Consider the following 19,497-nt stretch of genomic DNA (forward strand, 5'->3'; position numbering starts at 1 on the left):
CGACTGACAGATAAGCGGGAAGGGATCTGCGTTGAGGTTCTGCTTACGTCGAGGTTTCGCATCCGGGGCTTCGTTGCCTTTGGCAGAGCCGGCTATTGCCACTGGGCCTGCTGCCCATCGCATTGTCAATTAGTCCACCGTCAATTGTCAATCGATTTGTCTGGTCGACCGTCGATTGCCAATTGATTCGTCTGCTCCATTGTCAATTGTCAATCGGGGCGTTTTCAGGTACATTTCCCCTGGCACGGCCATCTGCAGTATCCCGGAGGTTATGCAATGAACGGGCTTGTCAAGGAAGGGTCCATCGGTGAGGTACTCTTCAAATCCCAGATTATCACCGAGCACGAGTTGAGGGCCGCCCTCGAGGCGCAGAAGGTCTCGGGATGCCGGGTCGGCGAGGCGCTGGTCCGGATGGGGGTGGTCACCCAGGAGGACATCGACTGGGCACTCGCCAACCAGCTGAACATTCCCTACGTACGACTCAAGAAGGAAAACATCGACCCAGCTGCGGTGGAGAAGGTCCCGGGGCAACTGGCCCGGCGCCACAGCCTGTGTCCGGTGGTCCTCATCGGCAGCGAGCTGTCGGTGGCCATGGCCGACCCGCTCAACAAGGAGGCCATCGAGGAACTCTCCCGCGTCTCCGGCTGCAACATCAACATCTCGGTGGGCCTGATCCGCGAGATCAGGGAGATGCACGAGATCCTGTACGGGCCGGACGTCACCCAGCCGGAGCTGGGCTTCATCTCCGGACAGTTCAGCGCCAACGTGCTCGCTGCGGTCAACGCCGACCTGACTGGCGCCATGCTCCTGAACCACCTGCTGTTGCGCGTGGTGCAGAAGAAGTTCTCCGGGATCGCCCTGCAGCCCTTGGGAGACCAGGTGCGCGTCGTGGTGCGCAGCGGTCACAAGAGCATCGAGCTGGGCAGGATCGCCATGACCCACTACCCCCGCCTCACTGAGCGTATCCGACGACTGTCGGGGCTCCCGACCGACGGAGAGGGGGCAGCTAGCGGTGTGATGAAGTTCCTCTTGCAGGGTAAGAAGATCCCCTTCCAGGCGTTTCTCATGGCAGGTGACGGCGGCGAGTACGTGACACTCAGGCTGCACACCGTGGCGCCCCAGTTGAATACCATGGAGGACTTGGGGCTCACCACGCGCCAGCGCGACGACCTAGTCAGCCTCGCCGCCGCAAGGGACGGCCTGATCCTCTTCGCCGGGCGCTCCGCCGAGGAGCGCAGCCGGCTCATCGACCTGTTTCTCGATTCCTGCGACCATGCCGACCGTAACGTGCTGCTGATCGGCGAGCGGCTGGGCCGCGGCAAGAGCCGTTTCCCACGTCTTGCCAGCGTCCGTTGCAGTTGCGAGGACAACGCCACCGTCATCGGTGCGGCCATGGAGCACGACCCGGACATCCTGGTGATCGAAGACGTGACCGACCTCTCCACCTTCGTCGCGGCGAGCAAGGCCGTTATGCGCGGCAAACTGGTGGTAGCGGGGATGTCGCACGCGAACAAGGGCGAGGTGCTCAAGCAGCTCATCTACCTGATCCAGAAGAACTACCTCATTCCCACCCACGTGAAGGGAGTGGTTTCCAGCCGTTGCGTGCTGCTGTTGTGCCCCGACTGCAAGGAGCGCTACACACCGGCGCCCGAGGAGCTGGCGGCACTCAGGCTGGTCCCCGGCGAGCGCGCCTATTACCGCCCGGCCGGTTGCCCCGCCTGCGATCAGACCGGGTACAGCGGCAAGAAATACCTTCTGGACGTGATCCGGTTCGACAAGGATCTCCTGGAGGCGTTGGAGATGATCCGCGACAGCGACGAGCTGGTGCGCTACCTGAGGGAGAATGGCTTTAGGGGCATCGCGGAGGAGGGGGCGGAACTGCTGGAGCGGGGCGAGATCGCCCCGGGCGAGTACGTTGCCTCAATAATACTGTGATGGAGAGAAGATATGGCAAGGATTGATGCGCTGTTCAAGCTGCTAAACGACGCCGGAGCTTCCGATTTACACCTCTCTGCGGGCTCCCCGCCGATCTTCCGTTTGCGCGGCGAGATGGAGCGCCAGAACTTCAAGACTCTGACGCACGAGGAGCTGAAGGCGATCCTCTACGAGATACTGACCCCCAAGCAGCGCGAGCACTTCGAGGAGAAGCACGACCTCGACTTCGCCTACTCGGTGCCGGGGCTGGCGCGCTTCCGCGGCAACTACATGATGCAGCATCGCGGCATCGCAGCCGTGTTTCGTATCATCCCGAGCAAGATCCTGTCCGCCGACGACCTCGGTCTCCCCGAGGGGATCCGCAACATGACCAAGCTCAGGAAGGGGATGGTGCTGGTCACCGGCCCCACCGGGAGCGGCAAGTCGACCACGCTGGCCGCCATGATCGACCTGATCAACAGCACGCGGCGAGAGCACATCCTGACCCTCGAGGATCCGCTGGAATTCATCCACGAGAACAAGATGTCGCTGTTCAACCAGCGCCAAATCGGCGAGCATTCCGAGAGCTTCGCCAGTGCGCTCAGAGCGGCACTCAGGGAGGACCCGGACGTCATCCTGGTAGGCGAGATGCGCGACCTGGAGACCATCAGCCTCGCCATGAGCGCCGCCGAGACCGGTCACCTGGTCTTCGGTACCCTGCACACGAGTTCCGCCGCGAAGACCGTGGATCGCATCATCGACGTCTTTCCCAAGGACGCGCAGGAGCAGGTGCGGGCCATCCTTTCTGAATCCCTGAGAGGAGTGGTGTGCCAGCAGCTTCTGAAGACGGCCGACGGCAAGGGGCGTGCGGCGGCGCAGGAGATCATGGTCTGGAACCCGGCCATCGGCAACCTGATCCGCGAGGCCAAGACCTTCCAGATCCCGTCCATCATGCAGACCGGCAGAAAGGACGGCATGCAGCTCATGGATCAGCACATCCTGGATCTGTTAAAGACCAAGAAGGTGTCCCCCGAGGAGGCCTACCGCTGCTGCCAGGACAAGCGGCAGTTCGAGCAGTACCTCACCGCGCCACCGCAGGAGCATTAAGAAGCAAAAAGCGAAAATCATTGGCCACGCTTGGGTCCGCAAGCGTGGCTTTTGTTTCTGGTTTCTGAATTTTAAAGCCGGAACTGGCGCACCAGCTGCTGCAGCTGCTCCGCGTTGCGGTTCAACTGCTCTGCCGCGTTCACCGAATCCTGCGCTCCCCGCGACGTTTCCTGCACCACCAGGGTGATCTGCTGCATGCTGTCGGCGATCTCCTCGTTGGTCGCGCTCTGCTCCTCGGCCGCGACGGCGATCTGCTGCACCTGTAGCGCCACTGAACTCACCTGCTCCAGGATCGCGCGCAGCGCCCCCCCCGATCCCGACGCCTCCACGGTACCCGCCTCCACCTGCCGCACCCCCTGCTCCATCGCCTCGACCGCCTCCCTGGTCTCCCGCTGGATCGCCTTTATCAAATCGCCGGTCTCGTGGGTCGCCTTGGTGGTCCGCTCGGCCAGGGCCCGCACCTCGTCCGCCACGACCGCGAAGCCGCGCCCCTGGTCACCGGCGCGCGCCGCCTCGATAGCGGCATTGAGCGCCAGGAGGTTGGTCTGGTCGGCGATGTCCTCGATGGTTCCGATGATGGCCCCGATCTGGTCCGAGCGCTGCCCGAGGCTCTCCACGGTACGCGCACTCTCCTGCACCTTGGCAGCGATCTGCGCCATCACGGTCACTGTCTTTTCAACTACGGCTGCCCCGGTCTGAGCCGCCACCGCGGCGTTGTGAGCCCCTTCCGCTGCTAGCTGCGAGTTGGAGGCGATCTCGCCTGAGGTGGCCGACATCTCCTCGCCGGCGCTGGCGACAGCACCGGTTTGAGCGGCCACGCGCTCGGCGCCTCCAGCGATGCCTTCGGCGGTATGGTGCAGCTGGGCGGCTGCGGCGGCCACCTGTGCTGCATGGTCGGCGACCTCTCCGATGATGCGGCGCAGGTTCTGCGCCATGGTCTGCACGGCGGCAGTCAACTCGCCGGTCTCGTCCCGCGAGGTCACCGACACCTCACAGCCAAGGTCGCCATTGGCGATGCTTTGAGCCACCGACACCAGCTTTTCCAGCGGCTTCGTGATAGAGCGCGCCGCCACAAAACCCAGCAGCCAGGCCACCGCGGCGGCAATTAACGCCAGCACCAGGACGCTTACCTTCAGCCGGTGGCTGGTCGCGACCGCCTGCTCCGTTGTCGCGGTCATCTCCTTTTCCATGTTTTCGACGAAGCGGCCGATCTGTTCCTCCGAGTGGTGCGTCGCGGCTTTGTACTCTTCGATCGCCTTGTTGGCATCCTGAGGCGTGGTGATTGCTCCCTTTTCCACGCGTCCGGCGACGGCCCGGAACCCTGCCACGTAGGCATCGATCTCGCTTCGAATGGCTGTGAGGCATTCGCGGTCCCGCGCGGCGTTGGGGTAGCCGGGGGTGGAGACGAGCTTCAGAGAGGAATCCACCAGCTGGTTCAGTTGTTCCAGCGTGGCGTCCCATTTCTTCCGGTACCCGGCCATCTTGGCGGGGTCGCCCATGTTCAGGAAGAAGTCCTTCTCGTAGCGCCGCATCATGTTGACGCGGGCCAGGGCCATCTGCGAGTTGTCCTGAAGTGTGCCGCGGTTACCGACAAGGTCGTTCAGGTGGGACTGCATTCTGCCCATGCCCCAGTAGCTCGCAACACCAATGAGCACGATGAACAAAAGCACTGTGTTGAACAGAATGAAAAGGCGGGTGCCTATCTTCAGGTTGCCTAGCATCAATGAACCTCCGGGGCAATTTTCCGCGATAACTCGGTAAGTTACCGGCGTGGTGGCCTTATCGCCAGCTTCGCCGCGAACTTTACCTTCCTGATCGGGATTTAACATTATTTTGTTTACACATCGAGGCAAATGGTTTTGGGGTTCCGTAAAAACTGTTGCCGCCACGAGTGAAGAGTTGTATTAAGGGGCGTGCGGCAGAGCCGCCATGCTCATGAGGGGGGAGTGGATGAAGTTTCCCGTTTCGGAACTGATAGAGAGGGTCCACCCGCCGCCGATCTCGGAGGTGAAGGGATGGCTGGCGGCCGCCAACCCGAAGCTTGCACTGATCGACCTGTGCCAGGCGATCCCGGATTACCCGCCCCCGCCCGAACTGATCGACCACCTTGAACAGGTGATGCGCGACCCGCTCACCTCACGCTACAGCATCGACGAGGGGCTCCCCGAGGTGCGCGAGGCGGTCTGCCGCGGCTACCGACGGCTCTACGACGCCTGCATCGACCCATCCCAGATCTGCCTCACTATCGGGGCCAGCCAGGCGCTCTGGCTCGCCATGGTGACCCTCTGCCGAGCCGGCGACGAAGTCATCGTGCAGCTCCCCGCCTACTTTGACCACCCTATGGCGCTCGCCGTCCTCGGCATCCGCTGCGTGTTCGCACCCTTCGACGAATCGACCGGAGGCTTGCCCGACGTCGCGGCCATCGCCGGGCTGATCACGGACAAGACGCGCGCCATCCTCCTGGTTACCCCCAGTAACCCCACCGGCGCCGTTATCCCGCCCGAGACCATCAACGAACTCCACCAGTTGGCCCGGCGCCACAACGTGGCGCTGGTGCTGGACGAGACCTACAACAGTTTCATCACCGGCGGCGTCCGTCCCCACGACCTGTTTCGGGATCCTTGTTGGGGCGACCACTTCGTTCACATCGCCTCCTTTGGCAAGACCTTCGCGCTCACCGGCTACCGCGCCGGGATGTTGGCCGCATCAAGCACGTTCATCGAGCATGCCCTCAAGGCGCAGGACACCATGGCGGTCTGCCAGCCCCGGGTCACCCAGCACGCGGTGCAGTACGGTCTGGACCATCTTTCCGAGTGGGTGGCACAAAACCGGGTCATGATGGAGCGGCGCCACGAGGTGTTCCGGGGCGAGATGACCAAGCCCGGCAACCCGTTCCGGCTAGTGGCGAGCGGTCCCTTCTTTGGGTGGGTGGCGCATCCTTGTGCGGGGCGGACGGGACGGGAGGTGGCAAAGCGGCTGGTTGAGGAGTCGGGGATGCTGCTTCTTCCCGGCGAGGTGTTCGGGCCGGGGTTGGAGGGGTACCTGAGGCTGGCCTTCGGGAACATCAAGGAGGAAGTCATCCCCGAGGCGGTGCAGCGGTTCCGGGACTTCAAAAGTTGACAACCAAAAAACCATTCACAAGGAGGAAATCTGAGAACGTCAAAGAAGGGGTGCAAAAAAATCGTCTTTCTCCTGCCTTTGGTTTCTCAGAAGTCCTCAGAAGTCCCCCTTGGTAATGGTTTGGCTTAAAGTGCTTCCTGCAGGAAATCGATCAGCCCATCGTTGACCTCCTCTGCGTGGGTCCAGTTGAGGCCGTGCGGGGCGCCGGCGACGACGATGAGACGGCTTCCCTCGATCGCTTCGTGGGTCCGGCTCCCGGTGGCGGCGAAGGGGAGGATCCGGTCATCGTCGCCGTGCATGACCAGGGTCGGGATCTTGATGCTCAACAGGTCCTCCCGGAAATCGGTGAGCCAGGAATGCACGCACGAGAGCGTCGCGATGGGCGAGGCCATGGCCGCGATGCTCCAGCTAAGCCTAAGCACCTCTTCGCTCACCTTCTTCCCCCCAAACGCATGCACGTTGTAGAAGTTACCGAGAAAGCTGGTCAAAAAAGAGAGCCGGTCGCTCCTTATTCCCTGCCGGATCCCCTGGAAGATGTCGCTGTCCAGCCCCGCCGGATTGTCCGGCCGCTTCAGCAGGAACGGCGTCACCGCCGCCATAAACACCGCCTTCTGGATGCGCTCGGAACCATAGCGTCCCAGGTAGCGCGCCACCTCGCCGCCTCCCATCGAGAATCCCACCAACACCGCGTCGCGCAGGTCCAGTGCATTCAAAAGGGCGTTCAGGTCGGCCGCCAGTGTGTCGTAGTCGTAGCCGGTCGACGGCCGCCCCGACTGCCCAAAGCCGCGCCGGTCGTAGGTCACCACCCGATATCCCGCCCCCAGCAGCGCGGGCACCTGCCGCTCCCACGACCTGCCGCTGAGCGGCCAGCCGTGGATCAGCACCACCGGCTGCCCGTCTCCCAAATCCTCGTAATAAAGGTCGATGTTGCAGGAATTCTCCTTCCCCACGGTGATGTAGCTCATCGGTACCTCCTCACGTTCCTCACCCTCTCGAGTGGTTAGGCAGCGGTTATCCGGCGCCGGGTCCGGCGCAAGTTGTTCAGATACAACATTTCCTGGACAAGTCAAACGAACCACTGAACCGTCCCGGTGCCGCTCGTGGTGATCCGTGGCACAAGACCGATCCGCTGCAATGTGAAGGGGTGCAAAAAAGCATCAACTTGTATCCAAACGTATACCGCGCCAGCAAATCCATGACTGGAGCGGCTTCGCGTTTACTTAACCTTATAAAGAGCCTCCAACTCGCGACAGCCGTCACTGGCCCAGCTTCCGTCTCCTCCAGTCGTAACTATCGGAATATTAGTCGAAAATTTTTTTTATGACTTGTGGCACGGTCCCTGTAATTACTTGGGCATTGGTTCCACCAGAATGGACTAGACCTGTAATCGAAAACGGTGATGTGACAACTACTGGGCGTAAAGGAGGATACGGTTATGAGGCGATTAATGACAATGACAGCGGGGCTGATACTGACCCTGGCGTTGGCGGTAGCCGCGAACGCTGCCCCGGCCGGGAAGGGAGCGGCTCCCAAGACAGCGAAGGGCATCCAGAATGCCAAGAAGGTTGCGCAAGCGAAGATGGAACGAAGCAAGAAGATGCAGGACTTGGAAAAGAAAGGACACGCCAAGAGACAACAGGCAATGAAGAAGTAAACCAGCAAAGAAACGACCTTGATATGTAAAAGGAGGAAGTTATGGACAGGCTGAGAACAACATTGGTGGCGTGCCTGGCAACGCTGGTGATCACGCTATGGGGACTGGCTCCTCCACCAGCACAGGCTATCGACGAAACGAAAGTACCCCATTATTTCGGACCGGCTCCCAACTGGGCGCTGAGCCCGCTGCCGACGGTCGACCCGTTTACCGGTGCAGTCTCCGGCGGCATCAAAAAGTTCGTGAACAAGCTGCCCGGCCTGGGCGAGAGCAACGCGAACGACCTCGGTCAGTACCTCCCGGTTGCCGTCGCGGACACCACGACCTACCCGGGATCGGACTACTACGAGATCGGCGTGGTGCAGTACCGCCAGAAGATGCACTCCGACCTGCCGCCGACCCTGCTGCGTGGCTACGTTCAACTTTCCACGACGGTCGTCCCCGGCAACCAGGTTGCCCTCACCAACGCCATGGTTGACGGCACCACCGTGTCCGTCGCCGGCTACACCGGCGTGACTCCCCCTAATTACCTCGGACCGGTCATCGTGGCCCAGAAGGACCGTCCGGTAAGGATCCTGTTCCGCAACCTGCTCCCCAATGGCGCAGGTGGCGACCTGTTCCTCCCCGTCGACTCCACCATGATGGGTTCGGGCATGGGACCGATGTCGATGATGACTCCGATGGACGCCGGTACGGTAACCGACGACGTGCGCAACCCGATGTGCACCGCCAACCCCAAATCCGACATGTGCTTCAAGGACAACAGGGCGACCCTGCACCTCCACGGCGGCGTGACCCCCTGGATCAGCGACGGTACCCCGCACCAGTGGACCACCCCCAAAGACGAAATGACGCCCTGGCCGGCCGGCGTGAGCGTGAAGAACGTTCCGGACATGCCCGATCCGGGCCCCGGCGCCATCACCTTCTTCTACACCAACCAGCAGAGCGCACGTCTCATGTTCTATCATGACCACGCCTGGGGCATCACCCGTCTCAACGTCTACGCGGGTGAGGCTGCCGGCTACGTGATCCAGGACGAGACCGAGCAGGCACTGATCACCAAGGGGCTCATCCCCGACGGCAACAGCACCATTCCGCTCATCATTCAGGACCGCACCTTCGTACCGCAGGGCGACAAGGTTGCCCGCACGGGCCAGCTCTATGACCAAGACCCGACTTGGGATGCCGACCGCTGGGGTGGCTTCGGCAACCTCTGGTACCACCACGTCTACATGCCCGCGCAAAACCCGAGCGACCCGAGCGGCATGAGCGCTTTCGGCCGCTGGATGTACGGCCCCTGGTTCTGGCCCCCGGCCAAGCCGGTGTACCCGCCGATCAAGAACCCGCGCTTCAACATGGATCCGGCGACCGCCTTCACCACGCCACTCGCCAAACCGTGCGACCTGAATGACTCCACCACCTGGCAATACCAGACCGACCCGTTCTGCGAGCCTGAGATGATTCCTGGTACCCCGAACATTTCGGTGGGGATGGAGCAGTTCAACGACACGCCGGTCGTCAACGGCACCGTCTACCCGTACACCACGGTCGATCCCAAGGCGTACCGTCTGCGCATCCTGAACGCCGCCAACGACCGCTTCTTCAACCTGCAGATGTACGAAGCCGACGTCAACACCGCCAGCGCCTCCGTGAATGCCGACGGCAACCCGATCGGCGGTACCGAGGTGGCCTTCAAGGTGGCCGAACTCGCCGCAGCACAGCTCGACCCGAACGTGTTCCCGACTCCGGACACCAACCTCTCCCCGAAGGGCCCGGACTGGATCCAGATCGGCAGCGAGGGCGGCTTCCTCCCGGCACCGGCCGTGATCCCGCCGCAGCCCATCACCTGGATCACCGATCCCACCCGCTTCGACGTGGGTAACGTGGACCAGCACTCCCTGGCGCTGGCACCGGCTGAAAGGGCCGACGTGATCGTCGACTTCTCCAAGTACGCTGGCAAGACGCTGATCCTCTACAACGACGCCCCGGCTGCCTACCCGGCACGCGTGGCAAGCTACGACTACTACACCGGCGCCCCCGACCTCTCTCCGGTCGGTGCACCTGGCGTAATCCCGGGCTACGGCCCCAACACCAGGACCGTGATGCAGATCCGGGTTAACCCGCTGCCGGATCCGACCGTGACCCCGGCCGCCTTCGACCTCACCTCGCTGCAGGCAGCGTTCGCGCACCAGGCCGACGGCTCCGGCGTCTTCGAATCCGGCCAGCACCCGATCATCGTCGGCCAGGCAGCCTACAACTCGGCCTACGGCACCAACTTCCCGGCAGCCAGCTGGTGCAACGCTCCGGGGAGCGCCAAGCAGTCTTGCGACGGTTTCGCTCGCATCTCGGACCAGGGCGGCGACCTGTTCGGTTTCAACACCCTGGCCGCGCCGACCACGAAGTTCCAGATCCCGCTGCAGCCCAAAGCGCTGCACGACGAGATGAACGCAGTTGCCTTCGACGAATTCGGCAGGATGACCGCCAACATCGGCGTCGAGGCCGTTCCGGCGGCCCCGGGCGCACAGAACGTAGTGCTCTACCCGTACGTCAACCCGGCCACCGAGCTGATCGACGGCACCAACCTGCCCAAGGGGGACCTGAACATCACCCCGATCACGACCCAGGATGGCACCCAGATCTGGAAAATCACCCATAACGGCGTGGACACCCACCCGATCCACTTCCACCTCTACGACGTGCAGGTAATCAACCGCGTGACCTGGGACAACATCATCATCCCGCCGGATGCCAACGAGCTCGGCTGGAAAGACACCGTGCGCGTCAGCCCGCTGGAAGACACCATCGTCGCCCTGAGGCCGATCGTTCCGACGCTGCCGTTCGAGATCCCGAACAGCATCAGGATGCTCAACCCGATGATGCCGGCCGGCTCCACCGCGATGTTCGAGCCCACCGACGTCTCCGGCAACCCGACCAACGCCATCATCAACCAGCTGGTCAACTTCGGGTGGGAATACGTATGGCATTGCCACATCCTGAGCCACGAAGAGATGGACATGATGCGTCCGGTCTCCCTGGCCCTGCCGCCGAAGCAGGCTGACGGCTTGGCCTTCACCACATCCGGCAACGGCAACAAGGCGCGGCTCACCTTGAACTGGAACGACAACTCCATCAGCGAGACCTCCTACGTGGTCCGCAAAACTACCGACGGCACAACCTGGACCACCGTGGGGACCATCGCCTCTCCGCTGGACCAGGCCAACACCACCGGTATCAAGACCCTGCAGGATCCGGCGGTCTACAGCCCGAGCGTGGTCACCGAGTACCAAGTACTGGCACTGAACACCGTCGGCTACGGCGGCCAGATGCCGAGCATGACCGTGCAGTCGGCCTCGGCACCGCTCTTCACCGGTAGCGCCCCGGTCGCACCGACCAACATGACCGCGGTTCTGGCAGCCGGCCCGAAGGTGACTATCACCTTCACCGACAACGCGACCACCGAAACCGGCTTCGTACTTGAGCGCTCCGTGAACGGCGGTGCCTTCACCCTGCTGGCCAAGCTTCCGGCCCGCACCGGGACCGGCAGCGTGACCTACACCGACAACCTGACCCTCTCGGCAGCCGACGCCACCTACGTCTACCGCGTCGCCGCCGTGAACGTCGCCGGCCTCTCCGGGTACGCCGTTTCCCCGACCATCCTGCTCCCGGCACAGCCGGCCGCACCGGGGAACTTCACTGCCACCAACGGCGCTAACAGCGGCAACAGCAGGAGCGTGGTCCTTAATTGGCAGGATCTTTCCAGCAACGAAACCGGCTTCACCATCCAGAGAGCCACCGACTCGGCCTTCACCAAGAACCTGAACAGTGTCAACCTCAATGCCGGGGTGACCACCCTGACCCAGACCGGGCTTGCCCGCAACACCAAGTACTGGTACCGGATCAGGTCCAATAACGGCGCTATCGTTTCCTCCGGATGGGTGAACGCTACTCCGTTCCCCATCACCACCAACCCGTAGCATCAGCCGTCCTTGCCTGGGGAGGAGGTGCTGGTCCTCCTCCCCGGGGATTTTTTCCCCAACCAGCAGCAATGCAAAAGGCCCCTGGCAGATGCAAGGGGCCTTCGCTTTGTCCGCTATGTACTCCGGGGTCAGACCCGGAACCACTCCACCATACCTTTCAGTTCTCCGGCCAGGCAGGAAAGTCCGGCGGAGGATTCCCGGATACCACTGCAGGCCGTACGCAACTCCCTGGTGAGCCCCGCGATCTCGTCCACGTTGTGGCCAACCTCGGTGCTGGTTGCCGATTGCTCCTCGGTGGCAACCGCGATGCGACGCACCATCTCGTGCACCTGCTCCACGTAAGTGGCGATGTGGTCTATGGCTTCCTCGGTCCCCTGGACCCGGCTCATGATGGTGTCGACCGAGGTGCGCTCCTCGCTCATCTTGCGCACCGACCGGTTCACGCTGTCCTGCATGGCTTTCACGGTGTGGTCGATTTCGGCGGTGGCCGCTGCGGTCCGTTCGGCAAGCTCCCTGACGTTGTCCGCGACCACCGCGAAACCTCTCCCCTGCTCACCGGCACGTGCCGCCTCGATGGCGGCGTTGAGCGCCAGCAGATTGGTCTGGTCGGCGATGTCCCGGATCAGGACCCCGATCTCGCAGATCTGCGCCGACTGCCCGCTCAACTGTTCCACCATCCCCGCCGTTTCGGAAAAGGTCTGCGCAAAGCGTTGCAACTGTTCGGTGGTCTGCTGCATGGCCTGTTTCCCGGCAACAGCGATTTCCATCATGGTATCGGCAGCGCCGGCGGTGGTCGAGGCGCTCTGGGCCATCTCGACGGTGGTGGCTGTCATCTGTGCCATGGAGAGCGCCGACTCCTCCACCCGGTGCGCCTGGCGTGCCGCTCCGTCCTCGAGCACCCCGGCCGTGGCGGTCATCTGTTCGGAACTGCTGGCGAGGGTGCAGGTGGCGTCGCCGATCCTCCCCACCACGTTCCTGAGACTGGCCAGCATGCGCGACATGGCAAGTTGAACGCGCCCGATCTCGTCCTTGCGGTCCCCATCAATGCTGATGGCCAGGTTCCCTTCCGCCGCCTGTTCCGCCAGCGCAGTCAACTGCTGGATGGGGCGGGTGATGCTCCGGAAGATCCACACCCCCACCACGTTTCCCAGGACTCCGGTGCAGGCGGCGATGACCAGGATCAGGGTCATGCTGAAGCGTATGGTCCGGTTCACGGTTCCGATCGCCTGCTCCTGCCCCTCCTGTGCGGTCGACACCGTCTTTTTCCCCTTTTCCGCCTGCTTCGCCACCACCTCGCGCAACCGGGCTGATCCCCGTTCCGCTTGCTGCTCGAGCTGCATCTTCTGGCGCAGCTTGACCAGGATACCGTCCTGTGCGAACACCGTGGTGCGTATGGCGGCCAGGGAGGCGGTCACGCCGCTCAGAATGCGCACTTCGTTTTGGGCCCCCGCCGCCTTCAGCTGGGTCGCGACCGCTTTCTCGACCTGCCCCAGACGCGCGTAGCGCCCGTCGAACTCCGCGGCAACTGCGTCCAGTTCAGCAGGTGTGTTGGCGAAGAAAAAACGCCCGGCCAGTCCCTCGAGTGACTTGCCCAGGGAGACCAGTTCGGTGTTTATGGACAGGACGTCAACCGCGGCGTTCGCGCGCGACAGGTAGCCTGGGAGTTTGCCCGATAGTTTCCCGACCTGGAGTTGCGCCTTGTCCACCTCGTCCTCGATCTCGTCGTCCACCTCGCTCAGTGCCTCGAGCGCCTCCTTGAGTTGCGCTTCCCCCCGGCGCGGGTCGCCTCCTTCCGCCAGCGTCTTGGCCAGCAGCTCGGCCTTGGCGGTAAAGGTGGCGAACTGGGCGCCGATCCGCTTGTTGTACCGGATGTTGCTGTTTTGCTGTACCTTTTTCAGCGCGCCTGCGTACTGGCTGAAGATCTGCTTTTTCTCGGGGGCCCGCTGCATGTCGTAGAGCAGGAACCTCAACTCCTTGAGGGAGACCTTGAGCGTCTCGATGCTGGCGATGTTCTTGGAGGTCTTGTCGGCCTCGTCGTTGGCGGCGGCGTAGGAGGATGAACTGGAACGCTGCAGCACCCTGACCTTGCCCTCCAGCTCCTGAAGGCGTGCGCTTGCCTCCTGGCCTTTTTGCAGGATCAGGGTATGGGCTTGGGCTGATTCCCTTTCCGAAGCCAATCGCGCGGTCATGGTGGCGTAGAGTTCCTGGGCGATGCTGCCGAATTCCGTCGACGCTTCCAGCTTTTCCCCGGAGACGGCTTCCAATTTCTGCTGCGCACCTTGTACCTCGGCCAGCGATTTCTCCGCCTCTTTCCTCGCCGCGGCGAACTCTGCCTCGTTGCGGGCGGCGGCTACCTTGACCAGGTCGGCCGTGGACCCTTGCAGCGCTCGCTGGAACTCCATGGTGCGCAGTTGGAACGGCGTGCTTTTTTCCGTGAGATAGGAGAGTTTTCCCCTGATGGAGTTCATGCTGAAGAAGCTTGCGACGGAGACTGCGGCGACCGCCAGCAGGACGATGCCGGCGTTGAGGATCAACTTCGATTTGATGGTCATGGGAAAGCTCCTTCAGCGCGCGATAATCCCTCGGTTTTGGCTCCGGAATTGTCGCGCAACTTATACGACTTTTCGGCAGGAGGCCGGATTTCTTAAGGCTGGAGGGGGGGGAAACTCATGAGGGAATAAACGGCGGAGGTGGTGCGGATTGTCCCGACGGAGGGCGAGATAAGGGAGCTCAGCCGGTGGTGCCCAGCCCGGCTGCGATGGCGTTGACCGTCTCCAGGAGCCGGAACAAGAGCCCTCCCGACATGGCGCTGTCCCTGCGCACGGCGTCCTGGCGCCACTGGCGCAAGAGGGCGATCTGGCGCTCGTGCAGCACCTTGAGGGCATCTTCGCGCCGGGCCAGCGAGCTGTGCACTGCGGCGCGCCGCTCGGCCAGCGACCCGCCGTAGATCTCCTCGAGCATGCGCATCGTGCGCCGGTACTCATCGGCGATGGTGACGAAAATCGGCTCCCGGATCGCCGCGTCGCGCACCAGTTCGGCGTAGTTGCTCATGATGCCGAGGTTGGCGCTGGCAACGCTGGTGGCGGCGTTGCTGACGATGTAGTGCAGTACCGTCCAGCTTTGGCAGTTGCGCACCAGCTTGCCGAACAGGGCTGGGTCATGGTTCATGAGCTCTTCCAGGGCGAAGCCGATGCCGTACCAGCCGGAGAGGAAGTAGCGGGCCTGGCTCCAGCTGAAGACCCAGGGGATGGCGCGCAGGTCGGCGAGGCTTGCTTGGGCGGTACGGCGCGCCGGGCGGGAACCGATGCTGCTCGATTCGATGACGTCGATGGGGGTGGCCTCGCGGAAGAAGGTGACGAAGCCGTCGCTCTCCAGCAACTGCTGATAGGCCAGGCGGCTACGCTGGGCGAGACGGTCCATGACCGGCTCTAGCGGGTGTCCCGGTCCCGGCCTGTCGCGCTGCGGGATGCTGACGCCGGCGGTGCCGGCGAGCAGCAGCTCCAGGTGGTAGGCGGCGTTAAGCGGGTTGGAGTACTTCTGGGAGATCACCTCACCCTGCTCGGTGAGGCGCAGGTCGCCTGCCGCCGATCCATCGGGGAGACCGCGCAGGAAACGGCTGGTAGGGCCGGCGCCGCGGCTGATGGTGCCCCCCCTGCCGTGGAAGAAGCGCAGGCTCACCCCCTGGCGTCGCGCGGCGGCCAGCATCGCCTCCTGGGCGCGGTACAGCCCCCATAGACTCGCCATGATGCCGCCGTCCTTGTTGCTGTCGCTGTAGCCGACCATGACCTGCTGCACCGGTTGTTCACCGCCAAGCTGGGCCAGGGTGCGCCGGGTCATGGGATGCGCCAGGAACTGTTCCAGGATGGCGGCGCTCCCTTCCAGGTCCTTGATGGTCTCGAAGAGGGGGACCACGGGCAGGAGGGAGGCGAGTCCCTCGCCCGTGCTCACCACGAGCCCCGCTTCACGCGCCAGCAGGTAGACCACCAGCAGGTCGGAAAGGGAACGGGTCATGCTGACGATGAGGGCACCCAGCGAGTCGGGGCCGTAGTCGCGGATCTGGGCCGCCAGCACGCGGTAGCAGCTGATTACGCTTTCGGCTTCCTTGCCGGGCTTGGCGCCGGGGAGCAGGAAGGGGCGGGGGGAGGCGAGTTCACGATCGAGGAAGGCGAGGCGCTCGGGCTCCTGCCACTGTGAGAAGCCCCGTTCCACCAGCCCGGCCGCCGCCAGCAACTGCTCCACCGCCTTGTCATGAAAGGCGCTGTTCTGCCGGATGTCCAGGGATGCCAGGTGGAAGCCGAACACCTCCACGCTGCGCAAAACCGGTACCACGTCGGCGAGGGCGAGCCGCGTGGCACCGCTGGCAACCAGGGTGTCCCTGAGCAGGCGCAGGTCGTCCTCGAGTTCCCGGGAGTGGCAGTAGCGGGAACCGGCGTCGCCGCAGAGCATCTCCTCCCCGCCCGAGACGTCGACCGGGAGTTTCGCCTTCATCAGGTTGACCAGTTGGCGCCAGGGCTCCTCGGGGTTGCGCTTGAGCGCCTCGACGCCCAATGTCCCCGTCGGTGCAGCCAGCGTCTCCAGGCGCCTGGTCAGTTCGGGGGGAGGGGGGAGCAGCAGCCGCGAGATGCTGAGCCGGCTGCCCAGGGTGGTGAGCTGCCCGTGGATCAACATGAGCGCGTTCAGCCTCAACTCCCTGAGCGTGGCTTGGGTGACGTCGGCAGTCACCAGGGGGTGGCCGTCCCGGTCGCCCCCCACCCAGGTGCTGAAGGAGACCCGGGGCAGGCGGTCGGTGAGTGGAGAGAGAGGCCGGGGCAGTCCCGCTTCGCGCCAGGCGCGGCAGATCCTCTTGTCCAGGATCGGGATCACCTGGGGGAATATCTCGCGCAGGTGGTAGATGATGGCCGCCAGCTCGTTCAGGACCTGCGGCTTCTCCAGGTGGATTTCGCCGGTGCGCCAGAGCCGTTCCAGCATGGTCACGATCTCCTCCCGGATGTCGTCCCGCTCCAGAGGGGTCCAGACCGTGTTCTCACGCTTGACCAGCAGGAGGTAGAGCTCGCGCAGGTGCCGCAGCACAGAGGCCCGTTTCGCCTCGGTGGGGTGGGCGGTGAGCACCGGTTCCACCCTGATCTGTCCGAGCAGTTCCGCGACCTGGTCCTGCGGCACCCCGCTTTTGTTCAGCTTCTCCAGCACGCGCCCCCAAAGGCCGGGCTCCGCCACCAGCCCCTGGCTCGTCTCAACCGCCCGCCGCGTCTGCACGGCGAAGTTTTCCTCGGCCATGCTGAGCAGCTGGAAAGCGATGGACCAGGCCCGCACGAACTTGCAGTCCTCCGAGGGGGCCATCGATCCGGTCTTGGGGAGGCAGGCGGCGAGCTGTGACTCGCCCAGCCCGTTGAACATCTCGGCCAGGCAATCCATCAGGTAATCGAGGTCGCGCTGCAGTTTTTCCGGTATGGCCGCGTCGGCGTCGGGCATGACGACTCCTCCTTGCCTGTCCCCGTGCGGTGGGGGCACAGAGATGAATGATACCCGATAATCCTGTTCTGCAAACGGCGCTCCGTACCCTTGTTCATGTGTAAGTTCCTGTGCTATCGTGTCATTAAGGAGGGAAAAGGAGGAGATTTATGAAAACGCTACTGCTGATATTCCTGGCGATCGTAGCGATCATCCTTACCGTCTGGCTGGTGCTGATTCCTATCGAAGTGGTGGCAGGTTCGATCAAGGCCTTCCGCAACGGGGAGCATGCCCACTGGGGCCACTGGAAAGGGTGGAGGCACCACGGCCAGCACTAGACAAAGCGCATGATTGCAGAGGATAAAAAAAGGCCCTGGGCTCGATTGAGCCAGGGCCTTTTGCTTTGGGAAAGGGTCGCAGCGGGTTTACGGGACGCTACGGAAGCCACCTTTGTAGAAGTCCTCATCGTGCCCGAACGAGTATGAAAAGTCCAACTCGTCGAGGCATTCCTTGTTGGCCACCGGGATCTCGATGGTAAAGGGTTCGGTGCCGGCGAAGCGTCCGCTGAAGGCCTTTGTTTCTTTGGCCATGACCTTGCCTTTGGAGTCCAGCAGCTTCGCGGTGAGTTGCAGCGAGGTGTAGGGGAGATCCTGGCGGACGTTTTGCACCGTGCCGTCGATCCTGACCCCTTGGGCTGTTTCCTGTGCCTTCCACGCGATGGCAACTTCATGATTGCTGAATTGATGGGAGGCATAGGCGGGGTTGGCATCTTGTTTCGTGCGGGTGGACGCACAGGCGGTGATCATGGAAAGCATCATCACTGTCAAAGCGAGTTTTTTCAGCATAAGTCACCTCCGTTTATAGGTTGGGCGCTTCCCAAGGAGTCTCGGGACTCTTCGAGTTTAACGCGGTTATAACGGTGGGCAACTCGGGTGTTTTAGACGTCGCGTTTATAATAACTCCCATGCCGCCTGCAACAAAAAAGGCGGGGCGCCTCGCGACGCCCCGCCCTCTCACTTGACCTGTTTTCCGATTACTTCTTGTGCCCGGATTCGCGGGTCATGGCTGCCGCCTCGGTCCTGATCTCAACCAGGTCCTTCTGCAGCTCGGCCAGGCCGTACCAGGTGACGTAGTCGGGGTTCATGTGGAACGCCCCCTGGAAGGCACGCATGCGGTGCTCCAGGAACATCACGTAGAGGGTCTGCTCGATCGGGGTCCTGGTGTCGTAGAAGGTGAGCAGGTCCGGGTAGGCCGGCTGCCCCTGCTGCGGCTTGATGATCCCTTTTTCGTAGAGGCCGGCGACGATGGTGATCGCCTCCGCCATCAGCTTGTCTGCTTCCTTGATCATCTGGTCGGCATTGCCGAGCTGGGTCTTGGCGTAGGTCGCGCTGTGGCACTTGCTGCAGATGTTGACCATTTTGTCGCGGGACGCCTGCCACTCTTCCTTGGTGAGACGTGCCACCTTGCCGGCCTTGACCAGCTCGAGGCGGCCGGTCGGCTTGCCTGCCGGGTCGAGGACCCCGAGACCTTTCAGGATGGTGACGCGGTAGCCCATCCACTCGGCGTCTTCTTCCGGCAGACGCAGGGCGAGGAAGCCCCAGGAGGTCATCACGTTGTGGTCGCCGTCGCCCATGTGGCAGGTTTGGCAGGTGGGGGCGCGGCCGGTGTCACCTTCCATCTGGTAGATGGAGCCGTGCTTGGAGTTGGACCACATCTCCCACTGCGGGTGATCGAAGCCCATGTGGCAAGTGCGGCAGGCTTCCGGTTTCTTGGCCTCGGCCTTGCTGAACTTATGGCGGGTGTGGCAGGAGTTGCACGGGGAGCCGTACTGCCCGTCGGCGCGCGACTTCTCGTCGCGGATGCCGACCTTGTGGCAGCCGCCGCAACCCTTCATCCCCTGGATGTAGGCGTGGGGCTGGATCTTGTTGGTCGGCATGGCGTCCATGGCCACCCAGGCGGCGGCGTGCTTGCCGGAGGCGTACTGGTCATGCTGCTTGGTGTGGCATTCCTTGCAGGTCTTCTCGGTCGGCATGGTCACCTTGGCGACGTCTTTGGCGCTCTGGTGGGCGGTGCCGTGACAGCTGGAGCAGTCGACGCTGCCGCTCTTGCCCATCTCACCGGACAAGAAATCCTTGACGATGTTCGGTGTCACCTTCTCGTGACAGGTGATACAGTTACTCTTCCCGGCGAAAGCCGCCCCCGCCAGCATCAGCACCAGCGCCAGCGCTCCCCCCAGTTTCTTCAAACCATGAATCATGCAATGTCCTCCCCTCGGTA

General features: G+C 63.1%; 12 protein-coding genes. 6 read left to right on the top strand and 6 right to left on the bottom strand.

Going from position 1 to position 19,497, the window contains the following annotated elements:
- Positions 1-276 precede the first annotated feature (276 nt).
- Complete coding sequence (locus K7R21_RS15860) at positions 277-1,935, top strand: GspE/PulE family protein (protein ID WP_224984250.1); 1,659 nt, start codon at positions 277-279, stop codon at positions 1,933-1,935.
- 12 nt (positions 1,936-1,947) lie between these two features.
- Positions 1,948-3,021 carry a type IV pilus twitching motility protein PilT gene (locus tag K7R21_RS15865; RefSeq protein ID WP_224984251.1) on the top strand — a complete coding sequence of 358 codons (1,074 nt, stop codon included), beginning with the start codon at positions 1,948-1,950 and terminating at the stop codon, positions 3,019-3,021.
- 71 nt (positions 3,022-3,092) lie between these two features.
- Here the strand turns inward: K7R21_RS15865 and K7R21_RS15870 are convergent, their stop codons facing one another.
- Positions 3,093-4,742 carry a methyl-accepting chemotaxis protein gene (locus K7R21_RS15870; RefSeq protein WP_224984252.1) on the bottom strand — a complete coding sequence of 550 codons (1,650 nt, stop codon included), beginning with the start codon at positions 4,740-4,742 and terminating at the stop codon, positions 3,093-3,095.
- Positions 4,743-4,971: 229 nt separating this feature from the next.
- Here K7R21_RS15870 and K7R21_RS15875 point away from each other — a divergent pair, with 229 nt between their 5' ends.
- Positions 4,972-6,141, top strand: a complete 1,170-nt coding sequence (locus K7R21_RS15875; RefSeq protein WP_224984253.1) for an aminotransferase — start codon at positions 4,972-4,974, stop codon at positions 6,139-6,141.
- 125 nt (positions 6,142-6,266) lie between these two features.
- Here the strand turns inward: K7R21_RS15875 and K7R21_RS15880 are convergent, their stop codons facing one another.
- Entirely contained in the window at positions 6,267-7,106 is an 840-nt protein-coding gene (locus tag K7R21_RS15880) for an alpha/beta fold hydrolase (protein ID WP_224984254.1), read from the bottom strand.
- A 482-nt stretch (positions 7,107-7,588) separates the two neighbouring features.
- On the opposite strand from K7R21_RS15880, the gene K7R21_RS15885 reads away from it, so the two are divergent.
- Both K7R21_RS15885 and K7R21_RS15890 read left to right on the top strand, forming a co-directional pair.
- Positions 7,589-7,795 (top strand): hypothetical protein, encoded by a 207-nt coding sequence (locus tag K7R21_RS15885; RefSeq protein WP_224984255.1) that lies wholly within the window; start codon positions 7,589-7,591, stop codon positions 7,793-7,795.
- Between the two features lie 41 nt (positions 7,796-7,836).
- The gene (locus tag K7R21_RS15890) at positions 7,837-11,769 is read left to right on the top strand and encodes a multicopper oxidase domain-containing protein (protein ID WP_224984256.1); all 3,933 of its coding nucleotides are present in this window, start codon (positions 7,837-7,839) and stop codon (positions 11,767-11,769) included.
- Between the two features lie 131 nt (positions 11,770-11,900).
- Here the strand turns inward: K7R21_RS15890 and K7R21_RS15895 are convergent, their stop codons facing one another.
- Positions 11,901-14,324, bottom strand: coding sequence for a methyl-accepting chemotaxis protein (locus K7R21_RS15895; RefSeq protein ID WP_224984257.1), 2,424 nt, complete (start codon positions 14,322-14,324; stop codon positions 11,901-11,903).
- Between the two features lie 178 nt (positions 14,325-14,502).
- On the bottom strand, positions 14,503-17,241 hold the full coding sequence (locus K7R21_RS15900) for a phosphoenolpyruvate carboxylase (RefSeq protein WP_224984258.1): 2,739 nt from the start codon (positions 17,239-17,241) through the stop codon (positions 14,503-14,505).
- Positions 17,242-17,390: 149 nt separating this feature from the next.
- Here K7R21_RS15900 and K7R21_RS15905 point away from each other — a divergent pair, with 149 nt between their 5' ends.
- Positions 17,391-17,558: a hypothetical protein gene (locus K7R21_RS15905; RefSeq protein WP_224984259.1), complete on the top strand. Its 168-nt coding sequence runs from the start codon at positions 17,391-17,393 to the stop codon at positions 17,556-17,558.
- Positions 17,559-17,645: 87 nt separating this feature from the next.
- Here the strand turns inward: K7R21_RS15905 and K7R21_RS15910 are convergent, their stop codons facing one another.
- Both K7R21_RS15910 and K7R21_RS15915 read right to left on the bottom strand, forming a co-directional pair.
- The gene (locus K7R21_RS15910) at positions 17,646-18,065 is read right to left on the bottom strand and encodes a hypothetical protein (RefSeq protein ID WP_224984260.1); all 420 of its coding nucleotides are present in this window, start codon (positions 18,063-18,065) and stop codon (positions 17,646-17,648) included.
- 188 nt (positions 18,066-18,253) lie between these two features.
- Entirely contained in the window at positions 18,254-19,477 is a 1,224-nt protein-coding gene (locus K7R21_RS15915) for a multiheme c-type cytochrome (RefSeq protein WP_224984261.1), read from the bottom strand.
- Positions 19,478-19,497 lie beyond the last annotated feature (20 nt).

The sequence above is a fragment of the Geomonas agri genome (assembly GCF_020179605.1).
In the GTDB taxonomy this organism is placed as follows: domain Bacteria; phylum Desulfobacterota; class Desulfuromonadia; order Geobacterales; family Geobacteraceae; genus Geomonas; species Geomonas agri.